The organism is Janibacter sp. A1S7 (assembly GCF_037198315.1).
Taxonomy (GTDB): Bacteria; Actinomycetota; Actinomycetes; order Actinomycetales; family Dermatophilaceae; genus Janibacter; species Janibacter alittae.
The window spans coordinates 225,246-246,523 of the sequence record NZ_CP144913.1; the positions used below are offsets into that span (position 1 = coordinate 225,246).

Annotated in this window: 20 protein-coding genes, 1 tRNA gene and 1 riboswitch; of the genes, 12 read left to right on the forward strand and 9 right to left on the reverse strand. The window is 71.2% G+C overall.

Annotated elements, in window-relative coordinates:
- The first annotated feature begins 28 nt into the window (after positions 1 to 28).
- The 3 genes from V1351_RS01090 (at position 29) to V1351_RS01100 (ending at position 2,121) form a co-directional block, all read left to right on the forward strand.
- Positions 29 to 100 (forward strand) — tRNA-Lys (locus V1351_RS01090).
- 83 nt (positions 101 to 183) lie between these two features.
- Entirely contained in the window at positions 184 to 1,386 is a 1,203-nt protein-coding gene (locus V1351_RS01095) for a MarP family serine protease (RefSeq protein WP_338749895.1), read from the forward strand.
- Positions 1,387 to 1,446: 60 nt separating this feature from the next.
- On the forward strand, positions 1,447 to 2,121 hold the full coding sequence (locus tag V1351_RS01100) for a histidine phosphatase family protein (protein WP_338749897.1): 675 nt from the start codon (positions 1,447 to 1,449) through the stop codon (positions 2,119 to 2,121).
- A gap of 38 nt (positions 2,122 to 2,159) precedes the next feature.
- Here the strand turns inward: V1351_RS01100 and V1351_RS01105 are convergent, their stop codons facing one another.
- On the reverse strand, positions 2,160 to 3,878 hold the full coding sequence (locus V1351_RS01105; protein ID WP_338749899.1) for a S8 family peptidase: 1,719 nt from the start codon (positions 3,876 to 3,878) through the stop codon (positions 2,160 to 2,162).
- 77 nt (positions 3,879 to 3,955) lie between these two features.
- Positions 3,956 to 4,131, forward strand: a riboswitch (cobalamin riboswitch).
- 41 nt (positions 4,132 to 4,172) lie between these two features.
- Between V1351_RS01105 and V1351_RS01110 the strand changes: the two genes are divergently transcribed.
- The 8 genes from V1351_RS01110 to V1351_RS01145 all read left to right on the forward strand — a co-directional run bounded on the left by V1351_RS01110 (position 4,173) and on the right by V1351_RS01145 (position 11,237).
- A complete protein-coding gene (locus tag V1351_RS01110; RefSeq protein ID WP_338749901.1) occupies positions 4,173 to 5,012 on the forward strand; it encodes a hypothetical protein in 840 nt (279 codons plus the stop codon).
- Complete coding sequence (locus tag V1351_RS01115; protein ID WP_338749903.1) at positions 5,002 to 6,054, forward strand: FecCD family ABC transporter permease; 1,053 nt, start codon at positions 5,002 to 5,004, stop codon at positions 6,052 to 6,054. The genes V1351_RS01110 and V1351_RS01115 overlap by 11 nt, the downstream gene beginning before the upstream one ends.
- Positions 6,055 to 6,056: 2 nt before the next feature.
- On the forward strand, positions 6,057 to 6,860 hold the full coding sequence (locus V1351_RS01120) for an ABC transporter ATP-binding protein (protein ID WP_338749905.1): 804 nt from the start codon (positions 6,057 to 6,059) through the stop codon (positions 6,858 to 6,860).
- Complete coding sequence (locus V1351_RS01125; RefSeq protein WP_338749907.1) at positions 6,857 to 7,924, forward strand: ABC transporter substrate-binding protein; 1,068 nt, start codon at positions 6,857 to 6,859, stop codon at positions 7,922 to 7,924. The genes V1351_RS01120 and V1351_RS01125 overlap by 4 nt, the downstream gene beginning before the upstream one ends.
- A gap of 65 nt (positions 7,925 to 7,989) precedes the next feature.
- Complete coding sequence (locus tag V1351_RS01130) at positions 7,990 to 8,712, forward strand: enoyl-CoA hydratase/isomerase family protein (RefSeq protein WP_338749908.1); 723 nt, start codon at positions 7,990 to 7,992, stop codon at positions 8,710 to 8,712.
- Between the two features lie 54 nt (positions 8,713 to 8,766).
- Positions 8,767 to 9,318, forward strand: coding sequence for a hypothetical protein (locus tag V1351_RS01135; protein ID WP_338749911.1), 552 nt, complete (start codon positions 8,767 to 8,769; stop codon positions 9,316 to 9,318).
- 249 nt (positions 9,319 to 9,567) lie between these two features.
- Complete coding sequence (locus tag V1351_RS01140) at positions 9,568 to 10,227, forward strand: DUF47 domain-containing protein (RefSeq protein WP_338749913.1); 660 nt, start codon at positions 9,568 to 9,570, stop codon at positions 10,225 to 10,227.
- A gap of 5 nt (positions 10,228 to 10,232) precedes the next feature.
- A complete protein-coding gene (locus tag V1351_RS01145; protein ID WP_338749915.1) occupies positions 10,233 to 11,237 on the forward strand; it encodes an inorganic phosphate transporter in 1,005 nt (334 codons plus the stop codon).
- 36 nt (positions 11,238 to 11,273) lie between these two features.
- Here the strand turns inward: V1351_RS01145 and pstB are convergent, their stop codons facing one another.
- The 8 genes from pstB to V1351_RS01185 all read right to left on the reverse strand — a co-directional run bounded on the left by pstB (position 11,274) and on the right by V1351_RS01185 (position 20,398).
- Positions 11,274 to 12,053 carry a phosphate ABC transporter ATP-binding protein PstB gene (gene pstB / locus V1351_RS01150; RefSeq protein WP_338749917.1) on the reverse strand — a complete coding sequence of 260 codons (780 nt, stop codon included), beginning with the start codon at positions 12,051 to 12,053 and terminating at the stop codon, positions 11,274 to 11,276.
- A 29-nt stretch (positions 12,054 to 12,082) separates the two neighbouring features.
- Positions 12,083 to 13,186: a phosphate ABC transporter permease PstA gene (pstA, locus tag V1351_RS01155; RefSeq protein ID WP_338749919.1), complete on the reverse strand. Its 1,104-nt coding sequence runs from the start codon at positions 13,184 to 13,186 to the stop codon at positions 12,083 to 12,085.
- Positions 13,186 to 14,133: a phosphate ABC transporter permease subunit PstC gene (gene pstC, locus V1351_RS01160; RefSeq protein ID WP_338749921.1), complete on the reverse strand. Its 948-nt coding sequence runs from the start codon at positions 14,131 to 14,133 to the stop codon at positions 13,186 to 13,188. Before pstC ends, pstA begins: the two co-directional genes overlap by 1 nt.
- Before the next feature lie 94 nt (positions 14,134 to 14,227).
- Complete coding sequence (locus V1351_RS01165) at positions 14,228 to 15,340, reverse strand: phosphate ABC transporter substrate-binding protein PstS (protein ID WP_338749923.1); 1,113 nt, start codon at positions 15,338 to 15,340, stop codon at positions 14,228 to 14,230.
- Between the two features lie 193 nt (positions 15,341 to 15,533).
- Positions 15,534 to 16,493, reverse strand: a complete 960-nt coding sequence (locus V1351_RS01170) for an NUDIX hydrolase (RefSeq protein WP_338749925.1) — start codon at positions 16,491 to 16,493, stop codon at positions 15,534 to 15,536.
- Position 16,494: 1 nt separating this feature from the next.
- Positions 16,495 to 18,777 carry an RNA degradosome polyphosphate kinase gene (locus V1351_RS01175; protein ID WP_338749927.1) on the reverse strand — a complete coding sequence of 761 codons (2,283 nt, stop codon included), beginning with the start codon at positions 18,775 to 18,777 and terminating at the stop codon, positions 16,495 to 16,497.
- Positions 18,778 to 18,785: 8 nt separating this feature from the next.
- Positions 18,786 to 19,691 carry a mycothiol synthase gene (gene mshD, locus V1351_RS01180; RefSeq protein WP_338749929.1) on the reverse strand — a complete coding sequence of 302 codons (906 nt, stop codon included), beginning with the start codon at positions 19,689 to 19,691 and terminating at the stop codon, positions 18,786 to 18,788.
- The gene (locus tag V1351_RS01185; RefSeq protein ID WP_338749931.1) at positions 19,688 to 20,398 is read right to left on the reverse strand and encodes a winged helix-turn-helix transcriptional regulator; all 711 of its coding nucleotides are present in this window, start codon (positions 20,396 to 20,398) and stop codon (positions 19,688 to 19,690) included. The genes mshD and V1351_RS01185 overlap by 4 nt, the downstream gene beginning before the upstream one ends.
- 43 nt (positions 20,399 to 20,441) lie before the next feature.
- Here V1351_RS01185 and V1351_RS01190 point away from each other — a divergent pair, with 43 nt between their 5' ends.
- The gene (locus V1351_RS01190; protein ID WP_338749933.1) at positions 20,442 to 21,278 is read left to right on the forward strand and encodes a hypothetical protein; all 837 of its coding nucleotides are present in this window, start codon (positions 20,442 to 20,444) and stop codon (positions 21,276 to 21,278) included.

Sequence of the window (21,278 nt, forward strand, 5' to 3'; positions counted from 1 at the left end):
GACTGGCGTTAGTCTTCACGGGCACGCCGGGCCTCTAGCTCAATGGTAGAGCTGCGGACTTTTAATCCGTAGGTTGTGGGTTCGAGTCCCACGGGGCCCACAGGGATTCCGCATCGCTTTCCCAGACGGACGTGGTGGTATGTCGGGGGCCGCGACGCCCCCCACGACGTTCGAGGAGCAACCATGACCGGAGCGCTTGCCCTGGACATCGTCCTCGTCCTGGCGCTCGCCGCCTACGCGAGCGGCATGTACCGCACGGGCCTCGTGGCCGGACTCTTCTCCCTCGCGGGGTTCCTCGGCGGCGGACTGCTCGCGTTGTGGATGCTCCCCGGGGTCCTCGCCCGCTCGGACCTGGCCGGCGGGGACCCCCTTCGCAGTGGGGTCCTGCTCGTCCTCGGCGTGCTCATCGCCGCGGCGATCGGCCAGTCGCTCGGCGCGATGGTCGGCGTCCGCCTGCGCTCGTGGGTGCGCTTCCGCCCTGCCCGGGCGCTCGATTCACTGCTGGGCGCCGCCGCCGCCCTCCTCGTCGGCGCCACCGTCGTGTGGCTGGCGGCCTCGGCCGTCGTCGGCGCCTTCCCGGGCGCCGCGCAGCCCGTGGCCGGATCCACGATCATCCAGACCATCGACCGGGCGATGCCGACGCCCGCGGACAGAGTGCTCGGCGGCGTCTACCGGGCGCTGGGTGCGACCGACGCCCCACGCGTCTTCACCGGCGTGCGGTCCGAACCGATCCGTCCGGTCGAGCCACCGGCGTCGGGTGTGGCCGAGGGACCGGGCATCGAGCAGGCGGCCGACTCGGTGGTCAAGGTGAGCGGCGTGGCGACCGGCTGCGGCCGCGGCCAGACCGGAAGCGGGTGGGTGGCGGCTCCCCGACGGGTGGTGACGAATGCCCACGTCGTGGCCGGTGTGGACCAGCCCTCGGTCCAGCTCGCCGGGAGCGGTCGGACGTACCCGGCGACGACGGTCGCCTTCGACCCGCGGCGGGACGTCGCCGTCCTCGCCGTGCCCGGCCTGGCGGCCACCCCGCTGCCCACCGGCGGGCCGCAGTCGCACGGTGACGAGGTGGTGGTCGCCGGTTTCCCCCTCGGTGGCCCCTATGACCTCGAGGCCGGCCGCGTCCGTGAGCTCATCACCGCGCGGGGAGCCGGCATCGACGGCACCCCGGGCGTCGACCGGCAGGTCTACGCAGTCAACACCCGGGTGGAGCAGGGCAACTCCGGCGGACCCCTGCTGTCACCGTCCGGCCAGGTCGTCGGCACGGTCTTCGCCAAGTCCCAGACGCACCAGAGCACCGGGTACGCCCTCACCCTCGAGGAGACCCGCCCCGTGCTCGAGAGCGCGGCCCGGGCGACCGATCCGGTCTCCACCGGCGCCTGCGCCGCGTAGTCATCTGTCCCGTCGGGGACGGGACCGTGCCCTGCCGAGGGTGCGTGACACGATCGATCCGTGCGACTCCTCCTCATCCGTCACGGCCAGACACCCCACAACGTCACCGGGGCACTCGACACCGCCTACCCGGGGGCGGGCCTGACCGGGTTGGGCCGTGTGCAGGCCCGCGCCGTGCCCGACGCCCTGGCCGAGCCGGTCTCGGGCGTCTACGCCTCCCCCCTCGTGCGGACCCAGCTGACGGCAGAGCCGCTCGCCCTCGCGCGCGGCGTCGACGTCCGGGTGCGCGAAGGCCTGCAGGAGATCTCCGCCGGGGCGCTGGAACTGCGCTCGGACGAACCGTCCCGCGAGGCCTACATCGCTGCACTCGTACGGTGGATGCGCGGCGACCTCGACCACGTGCTCGGCGGTGGCGAGAGCGGTCGCGGCTTCCTCACCCGCTACACCTCGGCGGTCGAGGCGATCACGAGCGAGCACGCCGACGGTGACACCGTTGCGCTCTTCAGCCACGGCGCGGCCATTCGGGTCTTCGCGACGGTGGCCGCGGGCCTGGCCCGGGACGAGGCCGCGGACCTGAGCATCATGAACACCGGCATGGGTGTCCTCGAGGGCGACCCGCGGTCGGGATGGCGCCTGGCCGGCTGGTCCAGCCAGCCGCTCGGTGGTCTCGACCTGGAGGACCCGGACGCGCAGGACGTCACCGGTGAGAGCGCCGAGGACGTCCTCGACGGCTGAGGCGAAGGGGGTGCCCCGTCCCCGCGGAGGTCGCCCGGTCAGCGCACGGCCGCGGCTGCGTCGAGGATGCCGTCGCCGAAGAAGCCGTTGCGCTCGGTGGTCCCGGTGCACACGGCACTGGTGCCCCCGTCACCGTCCTCGTCGCTGCCGAGCGACGGGCACTCGTGGTCGCGGGCGCTGCGGCGCAGGGTCTGCACGACGTCGTCGGGAGCCATCCGGCCGCCGTGCTCGCTGATGACCAGGGCGGCGGTGCCGCTGACGTGCGGAGCGGCCATCGACGTGCCCATCAGCCAGGTGTAGAGCCCGCACGTCTCCTCGGGGTCGGGTTCACCCTGACCGATGCCCTCGGGGCAGCTGCGGACGATCCCCTCCTCGGCGCCGGAGACGCTCACCCGGCCCTCGTCGTCGACGCGGCCCGTGGCGCGCAGCTCGTCCCTCGATGCCGTCGAGAGGATGGGCAGGCCGCCGTCGGCGCCCGCGCCGCCGGGTGCTGCGATCGCCACGTCGTCCGAGCCGGGGTCGGACGTGTAGTTGGAGAAGCCGCTGCGCGTGAGGTCCTCGTCGATCGAGGAGACGCCGACGACGTGCGGCCCGTCGAGGGGGAGCAGCCGGCAGTCCTCGTCGAGCGTCCGCTCGTGCGTCGTGTCGCCGAAGTTGGGGCTGGTCTGGTCGATGCCGGGGTCGGCGAGGTCCCGGTCGTTGTTGCCGGCTGCCGTGACGAGCGTGACGCCCTGCTCGTGGGCGAGCTCGAGGGCCCGTCCCATCAGCTCGATGGTCACGTCCTGCACGGCGGCCTGGGCGGCGGAGTCCTCGGGGGCGCCGCCCGGGCAGGAGTAGAGCCAGGGATCGACGTAGAAGCTCATGTTGAGCACGTCGAGCTCCTGCGCCGCGCCGGCGGTGACCGCATTGGCGACCGGACCGAGGAAGAAGTAGCCGGAGTCCTGGCCCGCGCGCAGGTCGACGATGCCGACCTCGGGTGCGACCCCCTGTACGCCGAGCCCGTTGGCGGAGGCGGCGATGGTCCCCGCGACGTGGGTGCCGTGCCCGTTGTCGTCGCTGCCCACGGGGTCGATGCACCCGTCGTGCTCGCAGGCACCGTCGAGACCGGGCAGGTCGGTGACGAAGGACCGCGAGCGCTCCTCGTCCACGCGGTCGACCAGATCGGGATGGCCGGAGTCGACACCTGTGTCGATGACCCCGACGCGCACGTCCGGATCCCCGGTCGTCACCGATCGCGCCCGGGCGGCGTTGATCTCGGCCATGCCCCACAACCACCCGTCGAAGGGGTCGCCGCCCTCGGGGGGAGGTGGAGGGCGCAGCGTGCTGCCCGCGGGAGAGGTGTCGTCCGCGGTGGGGGTGGGCTCCTCCTCGGGGGACCAGCCGACGCTCTGGTCGGTCACCGCGTGCACCACCCCGTCGACGTCCTCGGCCACCGTGCGGACGTCGTCGTCGGTGCTGCGCAGCGTCACCATGCCGATGCCCCGGTTGAGCGAGGTCAGGGCGAGGCCGGACCCCTCGAGCTCGTCGGCGACTCGATCGGTGTCCGTCGGGTCCTCGACGAGGACGACCCAGTCGCGCCCCTCGGCCGGCTGGGCCCGGGTCTCGACGAGATCCCTCTCCGGCGAGCCCGACGACGCGGTGGACGTCGTCGTCCCCGATGGCGAAGGGGGGTCCTCACCGAGGAGGGAGCAACCGGCGAGCGAGACGGCCAGTGCGGCGACGAGCGCCCCTGCGGTGCGGGTGCGTCGTCCACGCATCTGTGCTGCCCCCTTCGTCCGAACCGGTCGGGAGGCAGTCTACGGATGGATCCGTCGGTGGCGGGCGGAGTCGCTGCTATGGTCCGTGGTGAGTCAGACGCACACCAGTGCAAGGGAATCCGGTGCGAATCCGGAACTGTCGCGCAGCGGTGAGGGTGACTGACGGAGTGTGAACCACTGGGCTGCCAGCCCGGGAAGGAACTCCGTCGGGACGACCCCGAGTCCGAAAACCTGCTGGCTCACCGTCATCCGACCGGGCCTCGCGATTCGGGCCCCTGATGCTTCTGGAGAACCGTGGGCTCTGCCGTCCCCGCGCCTCCCGCCCTCGTGGCGGAGGCCTGTGAGTTGTTGCGCGCTGCACCGACGCGCGCGCCGTTGACCCTGACCCCTGACCTCGATCCACCGAGCGGCCTCGTCGGCTGGCATCCGGTGACCCGGTTGACCGAGATCCCCTTCGTGTCCGACCTGGTCGCCGCCTACAGCGCCGGCCTGGCCACGCGTCATCTCGCCGTCGGCGGGGCGTGCGGGCTGCAGCACTACGCGGGCCGCTTCGTCCTGGCTGCCATCGGCGCATGGGTGCAGACCTCGGCGGTGCCGGACATGGACCACTCCGCCTGGCGGGTCAAGCTCGACGAGTCCGGACACACGGTCAGCGTCGCGCCCCCGGTCACCGGCGCCACCCACGTCGGCACCGCGCAGGACGCCGCCAGCGAGATCATCACCGCTCACCTGGGGCCGATCGTGGCCGCTGTCCGGGAGGTGTCCCGGATCACCGAACGCGTCGCCCACGGGTGCATCGCCGCCTCCTGTGCCGGGACCTTCGCGACCTTGTACCGCCGCACCCCGCCGCAGCGCCAACGCCACCTTGCCGACCTCGCGGACGCGTTTCTCGGTGCTCCCGCCTGGCCGGGCGGACGGCCGCTCGTCGACCTGCAGGAGATCGACGTGCCCACCGGCCCGGCGCTGGTGCACCAGCGCAACGTCTGCTGTCTCATCCGCCTCGGCCGGCGCCATGGTGCCTGCGGTACCTGCCCCGACATCGATCCCGACGAGCGGATGACCCGGATCATCCGCCACGCCACGGCAGCCGCCCGCGGCACCGACCTGCCCCTGGGGGTGCCCGGTGTCTCATGACCGCCCCGGCGGACGGCGCCTGCCGCTGGTGGCGCTGTGTGTCGTGCTGCTCACCGGCACCCTCGTCAGCGCCGTCGTCTCCTTGGCCTTCGGCTCGGAGCCCCTGTCCGTCTCCGGTGTCATCGACGTCCTGCGCTCCAGACTGACCGGGGTGCCGGGCGCCGACCCCACCTACGACACGATCGTCTGGGAGCTGCGCGCACCGCGTGTGCTCATGGCGATGGTCGTCGGTGCGGGTCTGGCTCTGGCCGGGGCCTGCATGCAGACCCTGGTGCGCAACCCGCTGGCCGACCCCTACCTGCTGGGCGTCTCCGCCGGGGCCGGCGTCGGAGCCACCCTCGTGATCGTCCTTGGCGTCTTCAGCGGTCTGGGCATCTGGGCGCTCTCCTTCGGGGCGCTCGCCGGGGCCCTCATGGCGACCGTCCTCGTCTTCGGCATCTCCATGGCCCAGGGTGGGATCACCCCCCTTCGCCTCATCCTCACCGGCGTCGTCATGTCCGCCGCCTTCTCCTCCGTCTCCAGCTTCCTCGTCTTCTTCAGCGCCGACCCGAAGGCGACGCAGTCAGTGCTCTTCTGGCTCCTCGGCAGCCTCTCCGGGACGGTGTGGCAACAGATCCTCCCGTCGGTCATCGCCGTGACGATCGCGGGCGTGATCCTGATGAGCCTGCACTCCTGGCTCGATGCGCTCGCGGCAGGGCCGGACGTCGCCGCGGGCCTCGGCGTGCCGGTCAAGGGCCTGCGGGTCGGCCTCTTCGTCCTCGTCTCGGTTCTCGTCGGCGTCCTCGTCGCGGTCTCCGGGGGGATCGGTTTCGTCGGTCTCGTCATCCCGCACCTGGCGCGCATCCTCGTCGGCGCCCTGCACCGCGCGGTGCTGCCGGTGGCCGCCCTCGGCGGAGCCTTCTTCATGCTCTGGGTCGACATCGCCGCGCGCGTCATCGTGCGCCCCCAGGAGATCCCCCTCAGCGTCGTCACCGGCCTCGTCGGTGCACCGATCTTCCTGCTGCTCCTCGGCCGGCGCCACTACACCTACTCGGGAGGCTGACGATGCACCACCTCGTCGCGCGGGGCCTCGCCTGCGGCATCGACGGACGAACGATCGTCTCCGGGGTCGACCTGGACATCCCGCGAGGGTCGATGGTTGCCCTCGTCGGACGCAACGGCAGCGGGAAGTCCACCCTCATCCGCTCGCTCATCGGACTGCGACCGATGACGGCCGGCACGGTGCACATCGACGGGGCCGACCTGTCGACCCTCTCCCCGCGGCAGCGCGCGACCCGGCTGGCCCACGTCGGCCAGGAGGACGCGCCGCCGGAGGACCTGCTCGTGGGCGAGATGGTCGCCATGGGCCGCATCCCGCACCGGCCCCCGTGGGCCGTGACGGACACGTCCGACGAACCCGTCGTGCTCGATGCGCTCGCCGCCGTCGGGATGGCCCACGCCGTCGACCGTCCCTGCCAGCACCTGTCCGGGGGTGAGCGACGCCGGGTGATGTTGGCGCGCGGGATCGCCCAGGGCAGCGACCTGCTCGTCCTCGACGAGCCGACGAACCACCTCGACATCCACCACCAGATCCAGCTCATGGACACCATCCGGGGGCTGGGCGCCACCGTGCTCGCGGCCGTGCACGACCTGTCGCTGGCCGCCGCCCACTTCGACCGGGTCGCCGTGCTCCACGAGGGGCGCTTGTTCGCCGTCGGAGAACCCACGAGCGTCCTCGACCCCACCACCCTCCACCGCGTCTTCGACGTCGACGCGGCCCACCTCACGGATCCGGTCACCGGCCGGGCCCACCTCGTCCTCGGCGCCGGCGCACCCGTGCTCGCCGATCAGAGAAAGGCAGTCTCATGACCTCCAGCCCCATCCGCCCGGCACCCCGCCGCGTCGTGCGCGCCGCCGCCGTGGCCGTCCTCGGCGGTCTCCTCGCCGGATGCGGCAGCGGCGCGGGAGACCCCTCGGCCGCGCAGACGAAGGGGGAGGTCACGGTGACCAACTGCGGAGCCGAGGAGACCTTCCCTTCGCCCGCGGAGCGGCTCCTGGTCACCGGCGACGGCAACATGGTCGCGATGGTGCTCGCCCTCGGCGCGCAGGACCAGATCGCCGGGGTGACGGGAGTCGACGGTCCGAACGAGACGCTGTCGGTGGCCTACGGTCAGGACGTCGTCGACGCCCTGCCCGTGGCGTCGAAGGACTACCCGACGATGGAGAACACCATCGCGACGAAGCCCGATGTCGTCGTCTCCGGGTGGAACTACGGGTTCAGTGAGGAGAAGAACTTCACACCGGATGCGTTGAGGGACCATGGCATCGCCCCCTACGTGCTCTCCGAGAGCTGCCGTCAGGCGGATGGTGCCCGCGGGACGATGCCGCCGTGGGAGGCGCTCTACGCGGACCTGGAGAACCTCGGGCAGATCACCGGACGCGACGACGTGGCCGAGGAGGTCACCACGGACATCAAGGACCGCCTCGATGCCCTCGACGGGTTGCCCCGGGCGACGAAGACCCCGACCGTCTTCCTCTTCGACTCCGGGACGAAGGACATCTTCACCAGCGGAGCCTTCGGCGGTCCGCAGGCGATCATCGAGGCGGCCGGCGCGAAGAATGCCGCCGCTGACGTCCAGGACACGTGGACGGAGGTCTCCTGGGAACGGCTCGTCGCGTCCGAACCCGACTTCTTCGCCTTCGTGGACTACTCCGGGCAGAGCTTTCAGGACAAGGTCAGGGTGCTCGAGTCCAACCCGGCGACGAAGGACCTCCCGGCCGTGCGGGAGAAGCGCTACCTCAACCTGCCCATCTCCGCCTGGACATCCAGCCCGTTGAACATCGATGCGGCCGAGCACCTGCGGATGGCTCTCGAGGACCACGGGCTCGCCCCGGGAACCGACATCGAGCCGACCCACGACCTCCGGCCGTGAGCAGCAACCCCGGCACCACGTCAGGGGAGTGCGCTCCGGAGGCCGCGGTGGCTATGGTTCAGGGTGTGGGAGTCACGTACGAAGCATCCGATCGCCTGGCCCGAGTCGTGCTCGACCGGCCCGAGGCCGGCAACGCACTCGACCTCGGCATGGCACGCGAGCTGCACGAGCAGGTCCAGCGCGCCCTCGCGGACCCGTACGTCGACATCCTGACGCTGACCGCCAACGGCGCTGACTTCTGCGTCGGGTCGGACACGAGTGAGGCAGAGCAGGCGGACGACCCGACGACGGCCGTCTTCGAGCTCGCGGCCGCCCTCGAGGAGCTCTTCACCCTGCTCAACTCCTCCGCCAAGCTCGTCCTCGTCGGCGTCCAGGGGCTCGCGGCCGGTTCCGGTCTCGGCCTCGTCCTCGCCGGGGACCTCGCCTTCTGCTCCGCAGACGCCTGCTTCCGTGTCCCGCCGAAGGGAGGAACCGGCGCCCCCGACCCGGGGCTGGCCTGGCTGCTGCCGCGAGCGATCGGTCAGCAGCGCGCACTCTCCTTCGGGCTGGGGGGCCGCACGCTCGATGCGGCCACGGCCGACAGCTGGGGCATCGCCGAGCTCGCGCCGGACGGTGACGTGTCGTCGGCCCTGCGCGATGCCGCAGAGAACCTCGGCGGCAAGCACCTCTGGGCCAACTCAGAGATGCGCCGTCTGCTGCATGCCTCCTGGGAGACCTCGCGCACCGAGCTGTCCCAGTCCGAGGCGGTCACGCTCGTGCGCGCACTGCTCAACCGGCAGCGGCGCTGAGTCGTGGTCGATCCCGGCAGGCCGCGGCGACCGCTCCACTTCGGCCCCGACGCCATGGAGGCCTACGGAGGCACGCTCCCCGACCCCGCCGAGGCGGCCGAGGCAGCCCATGCGGCCGCCGTGACCGTCGTCGAGGCCGGGCGCTCCGGAGCCGATCCAGCGACGACCGACCGGCTCGTGCGTCTCGTGGACGAGCTGGGTATCGACACCCTGGCCCAGCTGTGGTCCGACCGGCCGGCGCGCAGCCTGCCGGGCGCGCTGTGGCGGATGTACCTGCTGCGTGAGTGGGTGCAGCGCCAGCCGGTGGAGGCCGCCCGGGAGTACGGATCCGGCATGACCGTCGCCCCCGTCAGCCACGTCATCGCCGGCGTCGTCGAGCCGCCGGGCGTCGACGAGATGCGCCAGCTGTCCGACCGGATCCTCTCCGGCGTCTTCGACGGGGACCTGGCGATCGCCCTGGAGCGGGCTGCCGCCTTCTGCCGGGTGATCGCGACCGGCCGGGCGCACCTGGAGGACGGCAATGTCACCGCCGCCTCGGCGATGATCGGCACTGCCGAGAACCTCGAGGCGAGTGCGCGGCTGTGGCGCAGCGGCCACCTGGCCTGACTGCTCCCCAGTCCCGACGGCCCCTCACCACGCAAGAGCCCCGGCAGATGCGAAAGGGGAACATCGTGACCTTGGTCGCCGTTAGGGTGGGGGAGTGCGCCGGGCCGCGGTAGCCCCGGGTCCCAAAAATCGCCGCTACGAGCGGCCGTGCGCCGTGAGGCGCTCCCGGCCCGGCGCACTCTCTCCTGTCGTGGGGCGCGTGCCGATGGCGTGGAAGTGGTGTGACGGTTCTAGGCTGGGACCGACAGCGTGACTTCCCCCCCGATCCGGAGACAAGAACGAGTGGGCTTCCTACGAGCAAAATCACGAGATGACGGCTTCTACCAGCTCCTCGCCGACAGCGCCCGCCATGCCGTTGCCGCGGCCGAGATGCTCACCCGTATGCTCGGGGCGAGCCCGGCGGAGCGTGAGGAGCTGGCACCCCGGCTGAAGGACATCGAGCACGAGGCCGACGAGGCCACCCACGCGATCATCCACAAGGTGAACTCCAGCTTCGTCACCCCCTTCGACCACACCGACATCGTCGAGCTGGCCGCCGCGCTGGATGACTGCACCGACCACATCGAGTCCGTCGGCCAGACCGTGGTGCTCTACCGGATGAACGGCCTCATGCCCGAGATCACCGGCCAGATGGAGGTCATCCTGCGGATGGCCGAGCTGACCGCGCAGGCCATGCCGCAGCTGGCGACGATGAAGGAGCTCAAGGACTACTGGGTGGAGATCAACCGCCTGGAGAACGAGGGCGACGCGATCTACCGCCGTCTGCTGCGCGACCTCTTCGGCGGCGCCGTGAGCGACCCCATCGAGGTGATCAAGCACAAGGACATCATCGAGCGCCTCGAGATGGCGGCCGATGCCTTCGAGAACGTGGCCCACCGCGTCGAGGGCATCGCCATCAAGGAGTCCTGACCGACGTGGAGTGGATTCCGGTCGCCCTCGTCACTCTCCTGGCGATGGGCTTCAACTACACGAATGGCTTCCATGACGCGGCGAACGCGATCGCCACGTCCGTCTCCACCCGGGCGCTGACCCCGCGGGCAGCGCTGGCGATGGCCGCGGTGGCGAATCTCTTCGGTGCGTTCTTCGGCGCCAAGGTGGCCAAGACGGTCGGGGAGGGCATCATCGACGCCCCCGACGGAAACCTCGGACTCGTGCTCGCTGCGTCCGCGCTGATCGGTGCGATCGCGTGGAATCTGCTCACCTGGTGGTTCGGGCTGCCGTCCTCCTCCTCGCACGCCCTCATCGGAGGGCTCGGCGGCGCGGCACTGGCCGCCGGCGCCGCGGTGAAGTGGCAGGGGATCCTCGAGAAGGTCATCATCCCGATGGTCCTCTCCCCGATCGTCGGCATCGTCGTCGGCTACCTCGTGATGCGATTCATCCTCAGGGCCTTCCGCGACGCCCACCCCGGCCGCACCAAGCGGGGCTTCCGCTATGCCCAGACCGCTTCGGCGGCCGCAATGGCCTTCGGCCACGGTATGCAGGATGCCGCCAAGACGGCCGGTGTCGTCGTGCTCGCCCTGACGGTGGCCGGCTATCAGGACAGTGGTGACCAGAGCATCCCGCTGTGGGTGCTCGTGATGTCCGCCGTCGTGATCTCGATGGGCACCTATGCCGGTGGTTGGCGGATCATGCGCACCCTGGGTCGCGGGATCATCCACCTGGACCCGCCGCAGGGATTCGCTGCGGAGGTCACTGCCGCCTCGATCCTCTACGTGGCGACGGCGTTGCGGGCCCCGATCTCGACGACCCACGCGATCACGTCCGCGATCATGGGTGTCGGCGCGACGAAGTCGCTCAAAGCCGTCCGGTGGGGCGTGGCGAAGAACATCGTCGGCGCCTGGATCTTCACCTTCCCCGGGGCGGGCCTCAGCGCCGCGATCCTCATGTGGATCCTGACGCCGATCTTCTTCGGTTTCTGACCCTCTGGGGATCACCGGCTGACCCGATGACGTGACTCAGCCGAAGCGCCCCGAGATGTAGTCCTCGGTGGCCTGCTGGCCGGGGTTGTTGAAGATCCGCCCGGTGTCGTCGAACTCCACGAGCTGGCCGGGCTGGCCGGTCCCCTCGATGTTGAAGAAGCCGGTCCGGTCCGAGCACCGGGCGGCCTGCTGCATGTTGTGCGTGACGATGACGATCGTGTAGCTCTCCTTCAACTGATCGATCAGATCCTCGATCGCCAGCGTCGAGATCGGGTCGAGGGCAGAGCACGGCTCGTCCATGAGCACGACTTCCGGTTCGACGGCGATCGTGCGGGCGATGCACAGGCGCTGCTGCTGGCCGCCGGAGAGCCCGGAGCCGGGCTTGTCGAGCCGGTCCTTGACCTCGTTCCACAGGTTGGCGCCGCGGAGGCTGGACTCGACGAGGGCGTCGGCGTCCGAGCGCTTGATCCGCTTGTTGTTCAGCTTCACGCCGGCGAGGACGTTCTCCCGGATGGACATCGTCGGGAAGGGGTTGGGCTTCTGGAAGACCATGCCGACCTTGCGCCGCACGAGCACCGGGTCGACCCCCTTCGCGTACATGTCCTCCCCGTCGAGGACGACGGTGCCGTCGACGTGTGCTCCCGGGATCACCTCGTGCATGCGGTTCAGCGCCCGCAGGAAGGTGGACTTGCCGCAGCCCGAGGGGCCGATGAGGGCGGTCACCGTGCGGGGCTCGATGGTCACCGAGACGTCCTTCACGGCGAGGAAGTCGCCGTAGTAGATGTCGAGGTTCTTGACGTCGATGCGCTTGGACACGTCGGCTTTCCTTTGTCTGGTCTGCTCGGTCAGCGACCGGTCTTGGGGGCGAAGAAGGTGGAGATGAGGCGGGCCGCGAGGTTCAGCGCCATGACGATCAGGATGAGCGTCAGGGCAGCCGCCCACATCCGCTCGAAGTACGGCTCCTTGGGGATGCCGGGCGTCGCGTAGCTGTAGTAGGCGAAGATCGGCAGCGTCTGCATGCGCCCGTCGAAGGGGTTGAGGTTCATCGAGTCCGTCGTGCCGACGGTGACCAGCAGCGGAGCCGTCTCACCGATGACGCGGGCGATCGCGAGGGTGACGCCGGTGGCGATGCCGGCGATCGCGGTCGGCAGGACGACCTTGGAGATCGTGAGCCACTTCGGCACGCCGAGCGCGTAGCTGGCCTCGCGCAACTCGTTGGGCACCAGCCGCAGCATCTCCTCGGTGCTGCGGACCACGACGGGGATCATCAGCACCGTCAACGCGACCGCGCCGATGATGCCCATGCGCACGCCCGGACCGAAGAAGAGGGTGAACAGCGCGATCGCGAAGAGACCGGCGACGATCGAGGGGATGCCCGTCATCACGTCGACGAAGAAGGTCAGGCCCTTGGAGAGCGCGTTCCTGTTGCCGTACTCCACGAGGTAGATGGCAGCGAAGATCCCGATCGGGACCGAGATCAGCGTCGTCAGGCCGGTGATGATCAGCGTGCCCATGATCGCGTGGTACGCGCCGCCGCCCTCACCCATGACACCGCGCATCGACCAGGTGAAGAACTCGGCATCGAACCGTGAGATGCCCATGCTCGCGACCTCCCACACGACCGACACGAGCGGCAGCAGGGCGATGAGGAACATCGTGGTGACGACGCCGGTGACCGTGCGGTCGACCGCGTGGCGGTGGCCCTCGACGACCCGGGAGAGCGTGTAGATCCCGATCAGGTAGAGCACTGCGGAGACGGCGCCGGCGGCGATGGCACTCCATCCCCACGCGAGCGTCGTGATGAGGACGCCCAGGACCACGGAAGCGGCGAGCACGGCCCAGCGGGCCGCGTCGGTCAGCGTGCCGTGGTCGCGGGTGCTGCCGGTGCCGCCCGGCCGGCGGTCAGGGGGCCGCGGCGGTGCCGGTGCCTCGGTGTTGGTCGCGGTCATCAGTTGGCTCCTGAGAACTCCGACCGCCGGGAGACGATCCAGCGGGCGAACATGTTGACGAGCAGGGTCAGGAAGAACAGCACCAGCCCGCTCGCGACGAGGGTGTTGACGTCCATGCCGCTCGACTCCGGGAACTGCAGCGCGATGTCGCCGGCGATGGTGCCGGGATTGGCCGAGCTGGTGATCACCGGCGTGAAGCGGGCGGACGCCGACAGGATGATGGCGACGGCCATCGTCTCGCCGAGCGCGCGGCCCAGACCGAGCATCGCACCGGAGATGATGCCGGACTTGGCGAAGGGCAGGACCGCCTGCTGGACCATCTCCCACCGGGTGGCGCCGAGCGCCAGTGAGGCCTCCGCGTGCAGACGCGGTGCCTGGAGGAAGATCTCACGGTTCACGGCGGTCATGATCGGCAGGATCATGATGGCCAGGACGAGGCCGGTGACGAGCATCGACTTCGGGCTGGCCGGGCCACCGAAGAGTGGGATGAAGCCGAGGTACTCGATCAGTCCCTGCTGCGTCGGCATCAGCCACGGGCCGAAGACGTAGAAGCCCCACAGGCCGAAGATGACCGAGGGCACCGCGGCGAGCAGATCGATGACGTAGCCGAGCGCCGAGGCGAGCCGCCGGGGGGCGTAGTGGGAGATGAAGAGCGCGATCCCGATGGCCAGCGGGGTGCCGACGACCAGGGCGATGAGCGCGGAGACGACCGTGCCGAAGAGCAGGGGTGAGATGTAGTGGACCAGGCCCTGACCCCCACGCACCTCCTCGGGCGCGGCGGTGAGGGCGGGCAGCGCCTGCCAGAGGAGGAATGCCGCGACGAGGAAGAGCACGACGAGGATGGTGATGCCGGCCGACAGGGAGAGACCGGCGAAGACCGCGTCACCGCGGCGTTTCCTGAGGCTGGTGAATCCGGTGTCGCCGGGAGCCTGGGGTGGCGAGCTCACGAGTGGGGACTCCTGTGGGAAGGGGGGTCGGACGCGGTCGTGGCGGCCCACGCCCGGGTGGGCCGATCCGGGACCGCTGGGAACCGTTGGGTGGTCACTTCGCGGTGATCGCCTCGATGGCGGTCATGGCTTCCTCCTGCGTCGCCGGACTGATCGGGGCGGAGCCGGCGGTCTTGGCGGAGGCCTGCTGGCCCTCGTCGCTGGTGACATGGGTCAGCCACGCCTTGACGAGGGCGGCGGTCTCGTCGTCGTCGTACTGGGTGCAGGCCAGCTCGTAGGACGCCAGCACGATCGGGTAGGTGCCCGCCTCGGTGGTGTCCCGCTCGATCTCCGTGGCGTGGTCGTACTGGCCGCGGCCCTCGACCTGGGCGGAGGTCTCGATGATCCTGGCGGCGGCCTCGGCGCTCGGGCCGACCCAGTCCTGACCCACCTCGACCTGCACGGCGGGGAGGTCGCCGATCTGCGAGACGTCGGAGTAGCCGATGGCGCCGTCGGTGGCCTCGACGGACTGGACCACGCCGGTGGTGCCCTTGGCCGCGGTGCCACCGGCGACCGGCCAGTCCCCGGAGACCTCGTGCGGCCAGGCGTCACCCGCCGCGACCGAGAGGTAGTCGACGAAGTTCTCGGTGGTGCCCGACTCGTCGGAGCGGTTGACGACCGTGACCGGCGTCGACGGCAGGTCGGTGCCCGGGTTGTCCCGGGCGATCGCCTGGTCGTCCCAGCTGGTGATCTGCTGGTCGAAGATCAGCGCCAGCGTCTCGGCGGAGAGCTTCAGGTCGTCGACGCCCGCGATGTTGTAGGGCACCGCGATCGGGGAGATGTAGGCGGGGATCTCGATGACGTTGCCCTCGCCGCCACAGCGCTGCCGCGCCGTGGCCAGCTCGTCCTCGTCGAGGTAGGCGTCCGAGCCGGCCCAGGGCACGGCGCCGGAGACGAACTGCTCGCGCCCACCGCCGGAGCCGACCGGGTCGTAGTTGACCGTGGCGTCCGGGTTGGTCCCCAGGAAGCCGTTCTTCCAGGCGTCGACGGCAGCGGCCTGCGAGGAGGCGCCGGCGCCGGACAGTGTGCCGGAGACACCGCCACTGCCCGTACCGACGTCCGCGGTGGCGCCCGACTCGTTGACCGGGGTACACGCGGCAAGGCCCAGGGAGAGCGCCAGGGCAGCAGCCGCGGCCGGGCCGGTGCGGCTGCGAGTGGGGCGAAGCACGTCTGTCAGACCTCTCTGGGCGGGTGTCCACGACGTGCGACGGGCGGTCCCGCCGCGACCGCCGTGGTCGTACAGGACGAACGTAGGCAGCGAGGGTGACCGGACGGACCCCCCTTGGTGAACAGTGGGTGAAGTGCATCTGCACAGTGCGTGGTTCAGCCGGGTGACCCACGTGTCGCGAGGGCGACTGCAGTCAGGCCCGGTCGCGGGGGTGGTGGCGTTCGACGGCGACGACCCGGGCGTCCTCGCCGGTGCCGATGACGTGCGCCAGCAGCACCTCCCCCTTCGCCATCCCGTGGTCGAGGACGTCCTCGACCACGGAGCGGGCCGCCAGCCCGAGGGTGGAGGTGCGGTCGACCCGCTCGAGGAGGCATGCCACGAGGTCGGGCAGCACGGGGCCGTGGCTGCAGGCGGCGGCGGGGACGCCGCGCTCGAGGAGGCGCTCGATGTGGTGACGGGCCCTGCCCGGGTGCTGGGCATGGCCCTCCTCGGACAGCCCCGGCCTGGGGCGCAACCGGCCACCGCCGGCGGCCGCGTAGGGGGCGAGGGTGTCGGCGGCCCGGGTGGATGGACTGGTGACCAAGCGGCTGATGCCGTAGGAGCCGAGAACTGGGACGAGGCCCTGTGCCTGCGCGTGCCCTGCCTTGTCGAGGGGCCGCAGGGCGTCCTCCTGCCGCCACGTCGAGCGGGAGCGGGCCTTGGCGTGGCGCACGACCGCCAGCGGCCACGCCGACAGCGTCCCCCGACGGTCGGCGTCGACGAGAGCCTGGAGCTGGGTGTGGTCGTGGTCGTAGCTCAACCTCGCTGCGGCGGCGTCCGTCGCCAGCCAGACGACCTCGTCGACCTCGTTGACCAGTGCGCCGTCGCCTCCGGTCACCTCGGCGGCCCAGTAGCGCACCTCCTTGGTGGCCGGGCGGCCGCGGTGGCCGACCTGGTACGTCGTCGTCGGCAGCGGGTGGCCCAGACGCACGTGCAGGCCGGTCTCCTCGAGGGTCTCGCGGACGGCCGCGGACGGGAAGGCCTCGCCGGCGTCGAGCTTGCCCTTCGCCCAGGACCAGTCGTCGTAGCGGGGCCGGTGGACGAGGGTGACCTCGAGGCGGCCGCGACGACGTCGCCACGGCAGGGTTCCCGCGGCCGGGACGGTGGCTGCCACGTCAGCGCCGCGCCTTGCGGCGGCGCTTGGCGTGCATCGCGATCAGTGCTGCCTGGATGTCGGGCAACGGCTGCTCGTCCTCACCCCGGTGGATCCGGGTCCAGCGGCCGTCGCCGGCGAGGGTCCAGTGTGCGTAGTCACCGGACATCGCGCGCTCGAGCAGGTCGACGATCTGGTCGACGTGACGTGGGTCGACGACCTTGACCATCGTCTCGACCCGTCGATCGAGGTTGCGGTGCATCAGGTCGGCGCTGCCGATCCACGCCTCGCGGTCCGTGCCCCTGCCGAAGACGAAGACCCGGGAGTGCTCGAGGAAGCGCCCGAGCACCGAGTGCACGCGGATGTGCTCACTCAGCCCCGTGATGCCGGGGCGGAGGGTGCAGATCCCGCGGACCTGGATGTCGACGTGCACGCCGGCGCTGCTGGCGCGGTACAGGGCGTCGATGGTCGCCTCGTCGACCAGTGAGTTGACCTTGATGCCGACGTAGCCGTCCCCCGAGCGCTCCTGCCGCGCGACCTGCTTCTCGACGCGGTCGAGCAGACCGTCGCGGGCCGTGCGCGGGGCCACGAGCAGTCGCTTGTACTTCGTGCGCGGCGCGACGCCGGAGAGCTGGTTGAACAGCCGGGTGAGGTCCTGGCCGACCTCCGGGTCCGCGGTGAGCAGCCCCAGGTCCTCGTAGAGGCGTGCGGTCTTGGGGTTGTAGTTGCCGGTGCCGACGTGGCAGTACCGCTGCAGCCCGTCGGCCTCCTGGCGCACGACGAGGGCGATCTTGCCGTGCGTCTTCAGCCCGACGGTCCCGTAGACGACGTGGACGCCTGCGTGCTCGAGCTTGCGGGCCCACTCGATGTTGTTCTGCTCGTCGAAGCGCGCCTTGATCTCGACGACCGCGAGGACCTGCTTGCCCGCCTCCGCCGCGTCGATGAGCGCATCGACGATCGGACTGTCACCGGAGGTGCGGTAGAGCGTCTGCTTGATCGCCAGGACGTGCGGGTCGGCGGCCGCCTGCTCGATGAAGGCCTGCACGGAGGTGGAGAAGGAGTCGTAGGGGTGCTGCAGCAGCACGTCCTGCCGAGCGATCCGGCCGAAGAGGTCGGCCGCCTTCGCCGACTCCGCCGGGGCGAGATCGGGATGGGTGCCGGCGACGAAGGGGGCGAAGTGCAGGTCGGTCCGGTCGATGTCGGCGATCTCGTGCAGTCCCCGAAGGTCGAGCGGTCCGGAGAGTCGGTAGACCTCGTCCTCGGCCACCCCGATCTCGCGGCTGAGCAGTTCCATGACGTGGTCGTCCAGGTCGTGCTCGACCTCGAGGCGCACCGCCGGGCCGAAGCGGCGGCGGGTCAGCTCCTTCTCCAGTGCGGCCAGGAGGTTCTCCGCGTCGTCCTCCTCGACCTCGACGTCCTCGTTGCGGGTGACCCGGAAGGAGTAGTGCTCGTGGACCTCCATGCCGGGGAAGAGCTCGTCGAGGTGGGCCGCGATGACGTCCTCGAGCGGGACGAAACGGGCCTCGAAGAGGTCCGAGGTGACGGTTGCGGTCGCTCGCCGCACCTGCAGGAAGCGCGGGAGCGAGGGCGGCATCTTGATCCTCGCGAAGTGCTCCTTGCCGGTCTTGGGGTTGATCAGGATGACGGCGAGGTTGAGCGAGAGCCCCGAGATGTAGGGGAAGGGGTGGGCAGGGTCCACGGCCAACGGGGTGAGCACCGGGTAGATCCGGTGGAGGAACATCTCCTCGAGGCGCTCCTTCTCCACCTGCTCGATGGCGTCCCAGCGCACGATGCTGATGCCCTCGTTTTCCAGCGCCGGACGCACCTCCTCCTCGAAGATCCGTGTCTGCATCCCGGTGAGGTCGTGGGCGATCCGCGCGACCTGCTCCAGCACCTCGCGCGGCTCGAGGCCCGAGGAGCCGCGCACCGCGATACCGGTGGCGATGCGACGTTTGAGGCCGGCGACCCGGACCATGAAGAACTCGTCGAGGTTGCTCGCGAAGATCGCGAGGAACCGGGCCCGCTCGAGCAGCGGGACGCTCTCGTCGGCGGCGAGCTGGAGCACCCGCTCGTTGAACTGCAGCCAGCTCATCTCGCGGTCGAGGAAGCGATCACCCGGCAGGCCCTCGGCGTCCTCGTCCGGGGTGCCGGTGGTCCGAACGAAGCGGCCGTTGGTCGCGCGTGGCCGCAGCTGCGCGGTCGCGGGAGGAGACGCCGACGAGATCGTCACGTCACCGGGCCGGGCGCTGCCGGGACGCCGCTCGGTGTCCTCGTGCGAGGCCTTGGCGGCGGACCTGTCGGACATACCGGACATCATTCCACGGTGTGCTGAACCCCACGTGAATACATGACGTGCACGGCCGTGCGCTCGAAGCCGGCCCGGCGGTAGGTCGCCAGGGCCGGGTGGTTGTCCCCCTCGACGTACAGCTCGACCTCGCGCACGCCGCGCCGGGCCAGGTGGGCGAGCCCGAGCCGGGTGAGCGGCCCGCCGAGACCGCGCCCGTGCAGGTCCGGCCGCACACCGACGACGTAGACCTCGCCGACATCGCCGTCCGGGGGGTCGACCTTGGTCCAGTGGAACCCGGCCAGACCGTGCCCGGCGCCGGCACCGTCCTCGATGGCCTCCAGCAGGATCAGGCCCTCGGCCTCGAACCACGGCTGCGCCATGCGCTCGGCCAGCCCGGCAGCGTCGAGGTCGCCCTGCTCCGGGTGGGACGCGAAGGCAGCGGCGTTGACCGCGAGCAACGCGTCGTCGTCGCGACCGGGTTCGAAGGTCCGGTGGGCGAACCCCTCCGGGAGCCCCGGGTCGACCTCGTCGCCGTCCGCGAACGGCCGGGAGAGCACGAGCAGCTCGCGCACGACCGCCAGGTCCAGCGATGCGGCGAGCGCACGGGACGCCGGCAGGTCGCCGTGGGCCCACGGTCGGGCGTCGGGACGGCGCTCGAGGACGGCGCCCAGGAGGGCGGTACCGACCCCCTTCGCCCGGGCTGACGGGAGGACGAAGGCCTCGACCGAGCCGTCGGCGACGATCTGTGCGTACCCGGCCAGGCTCCCTTCGTCGGTGGCCACGAGGTGCTCGCCCTCACGGGGGAGACCGAGCAGGAAGGCCTCGCTCAGCGGAGCCACGCCGTCGACGGCGGTGGCCTCCTCGGCCGCGGCGCGCACCGAGGCGAGCCGGTCGGGCTCGAGCCGGGCGAAGGGGGTCACCTGGGTCGTCATGACGGCACCCCCGCTCCGTCGGCGGTCGGCACGCCCTCGTTGCGGGCGGGGACGAAGCGGTAGCCGACGTTGCGCACGGTGCCGATGAGCTGCTCGTGCTCGCTGCCGAGCTTGGCCCGCAGCCGACGCACGTGGACGTCGACTGTGCGGGAGCCGCCGTAGTAGTCGTAGCCCCACACCTCGTGCAGGAGCTGGTCGCGGGTGAAGACCCGTCCGGGGTGCTGGGCGAGGTACTTGAGCAACTCGAACTCCTTGTACGTGAGGTTGAGCACCTGCGTCCCGAGTCGGGCCGAGTAGCTCGCCTCATCGATGGTGAGGTCACCCGCGACGATACGGCCGTCCTCGTCGTCGGGCCCGACCGGCCGACTCGTTGCCAGGCGCAGCCGCGCCTCGATCTCGGCCGGACCAGCGGTCTCGAGCAGGACGTCCTCGACGGCCCAGTCCGCGTTGACCGCGGCCAGTCCCCCCTCGGTGAGCACGGCGATCACCGGGCAGGAGGTGCCGGTCGCGCGGATGACCCGGCACAGGGCGCGCGCCTGCGCCAGATCGGTGCGGGCGTCGACGAGCACGACATCGGCGTCGGGGCAGTCCAGCAGGACTGAGGCGTCCGGAGGGAGCGGGCGCACCTCGTGCCCGAGCAGCCCGAGTCCCGGCACGACCCGGGCGCCGGGCGCCGGGTCGTGCGTCAGGAGCAGGAGTCGGGCCATCGCTCCCAGAATATGCCGTCCGTGGCCAGATAGCCTCTGCGTCGTGAGCACCTCCGCACCGAACGAGCCGACAACGCGCGCTGCGCGGCACGCCCAGCGTGCCGCGCAGCGCGTGGCCGACCGTCGGGTGCCGGTCTCCCGCCCGCGTCCCCTCGTCATCGTCGGAGTCGTCGTCAGCGCACTCGTGCTGGCCGGGTCCGCCGCGAGCGGTCTGCGGGCACTCGAGATCGCCGCGGTCGTGCTCGCCGGGCTCGTCGTCGCCGTCGGGTGGCCGCGGCTGGTCGACTCACCGACGCCCGCCGGCTCCTCGGTGGTCCTCGCCGTCACGACCGTGGCGCTCGGTGCCGCCCTCCTGGCGAAGGGGGAGGAGCCGTTCCTCGAGCAGGTACCGGCAGCCGTCGCCGTCGGGATCATCGCGATGTGCCTGCACCCGCTCGTCCAGGCCTCGGCGCGAGTCGACCTCGCCCGCGGGCTGGCCGGGACCGCCCTGGGCATCCTCGTCATCTCGTGCGGCGCAGCCCTCACCAGCACCGCACCCCACAGCGCGAGCCCGGTCGTCATCGCCGGGATCGCCCTGGCGGTGGCCGGCCTGGTCGACCTGGTCACCGAGCGCGGTCGGGTCGTCAGGTGGATGCTGCCCGTCGGCATGCTCGCCGGTGGGATCGCGGGCGTGGGCGCCCACTGGGTCCTCGACTCCGAGCTCGCGCCCTGGGCAGCGCTCGTCGGGGTCCTCGGGGCCGGCGTCGCGCTGTCCCTGCGCCGGGCGTTGTCGCAGCAGCCTGCCGTGGAGGAGACTCTCGGCGGGGTCACCTCCGGCGTGGCCTCGGTGCTCCTCGTCGGCCCGCTGCTGCATCTGATCGCGCGGCTGCCCCTCGGCTGA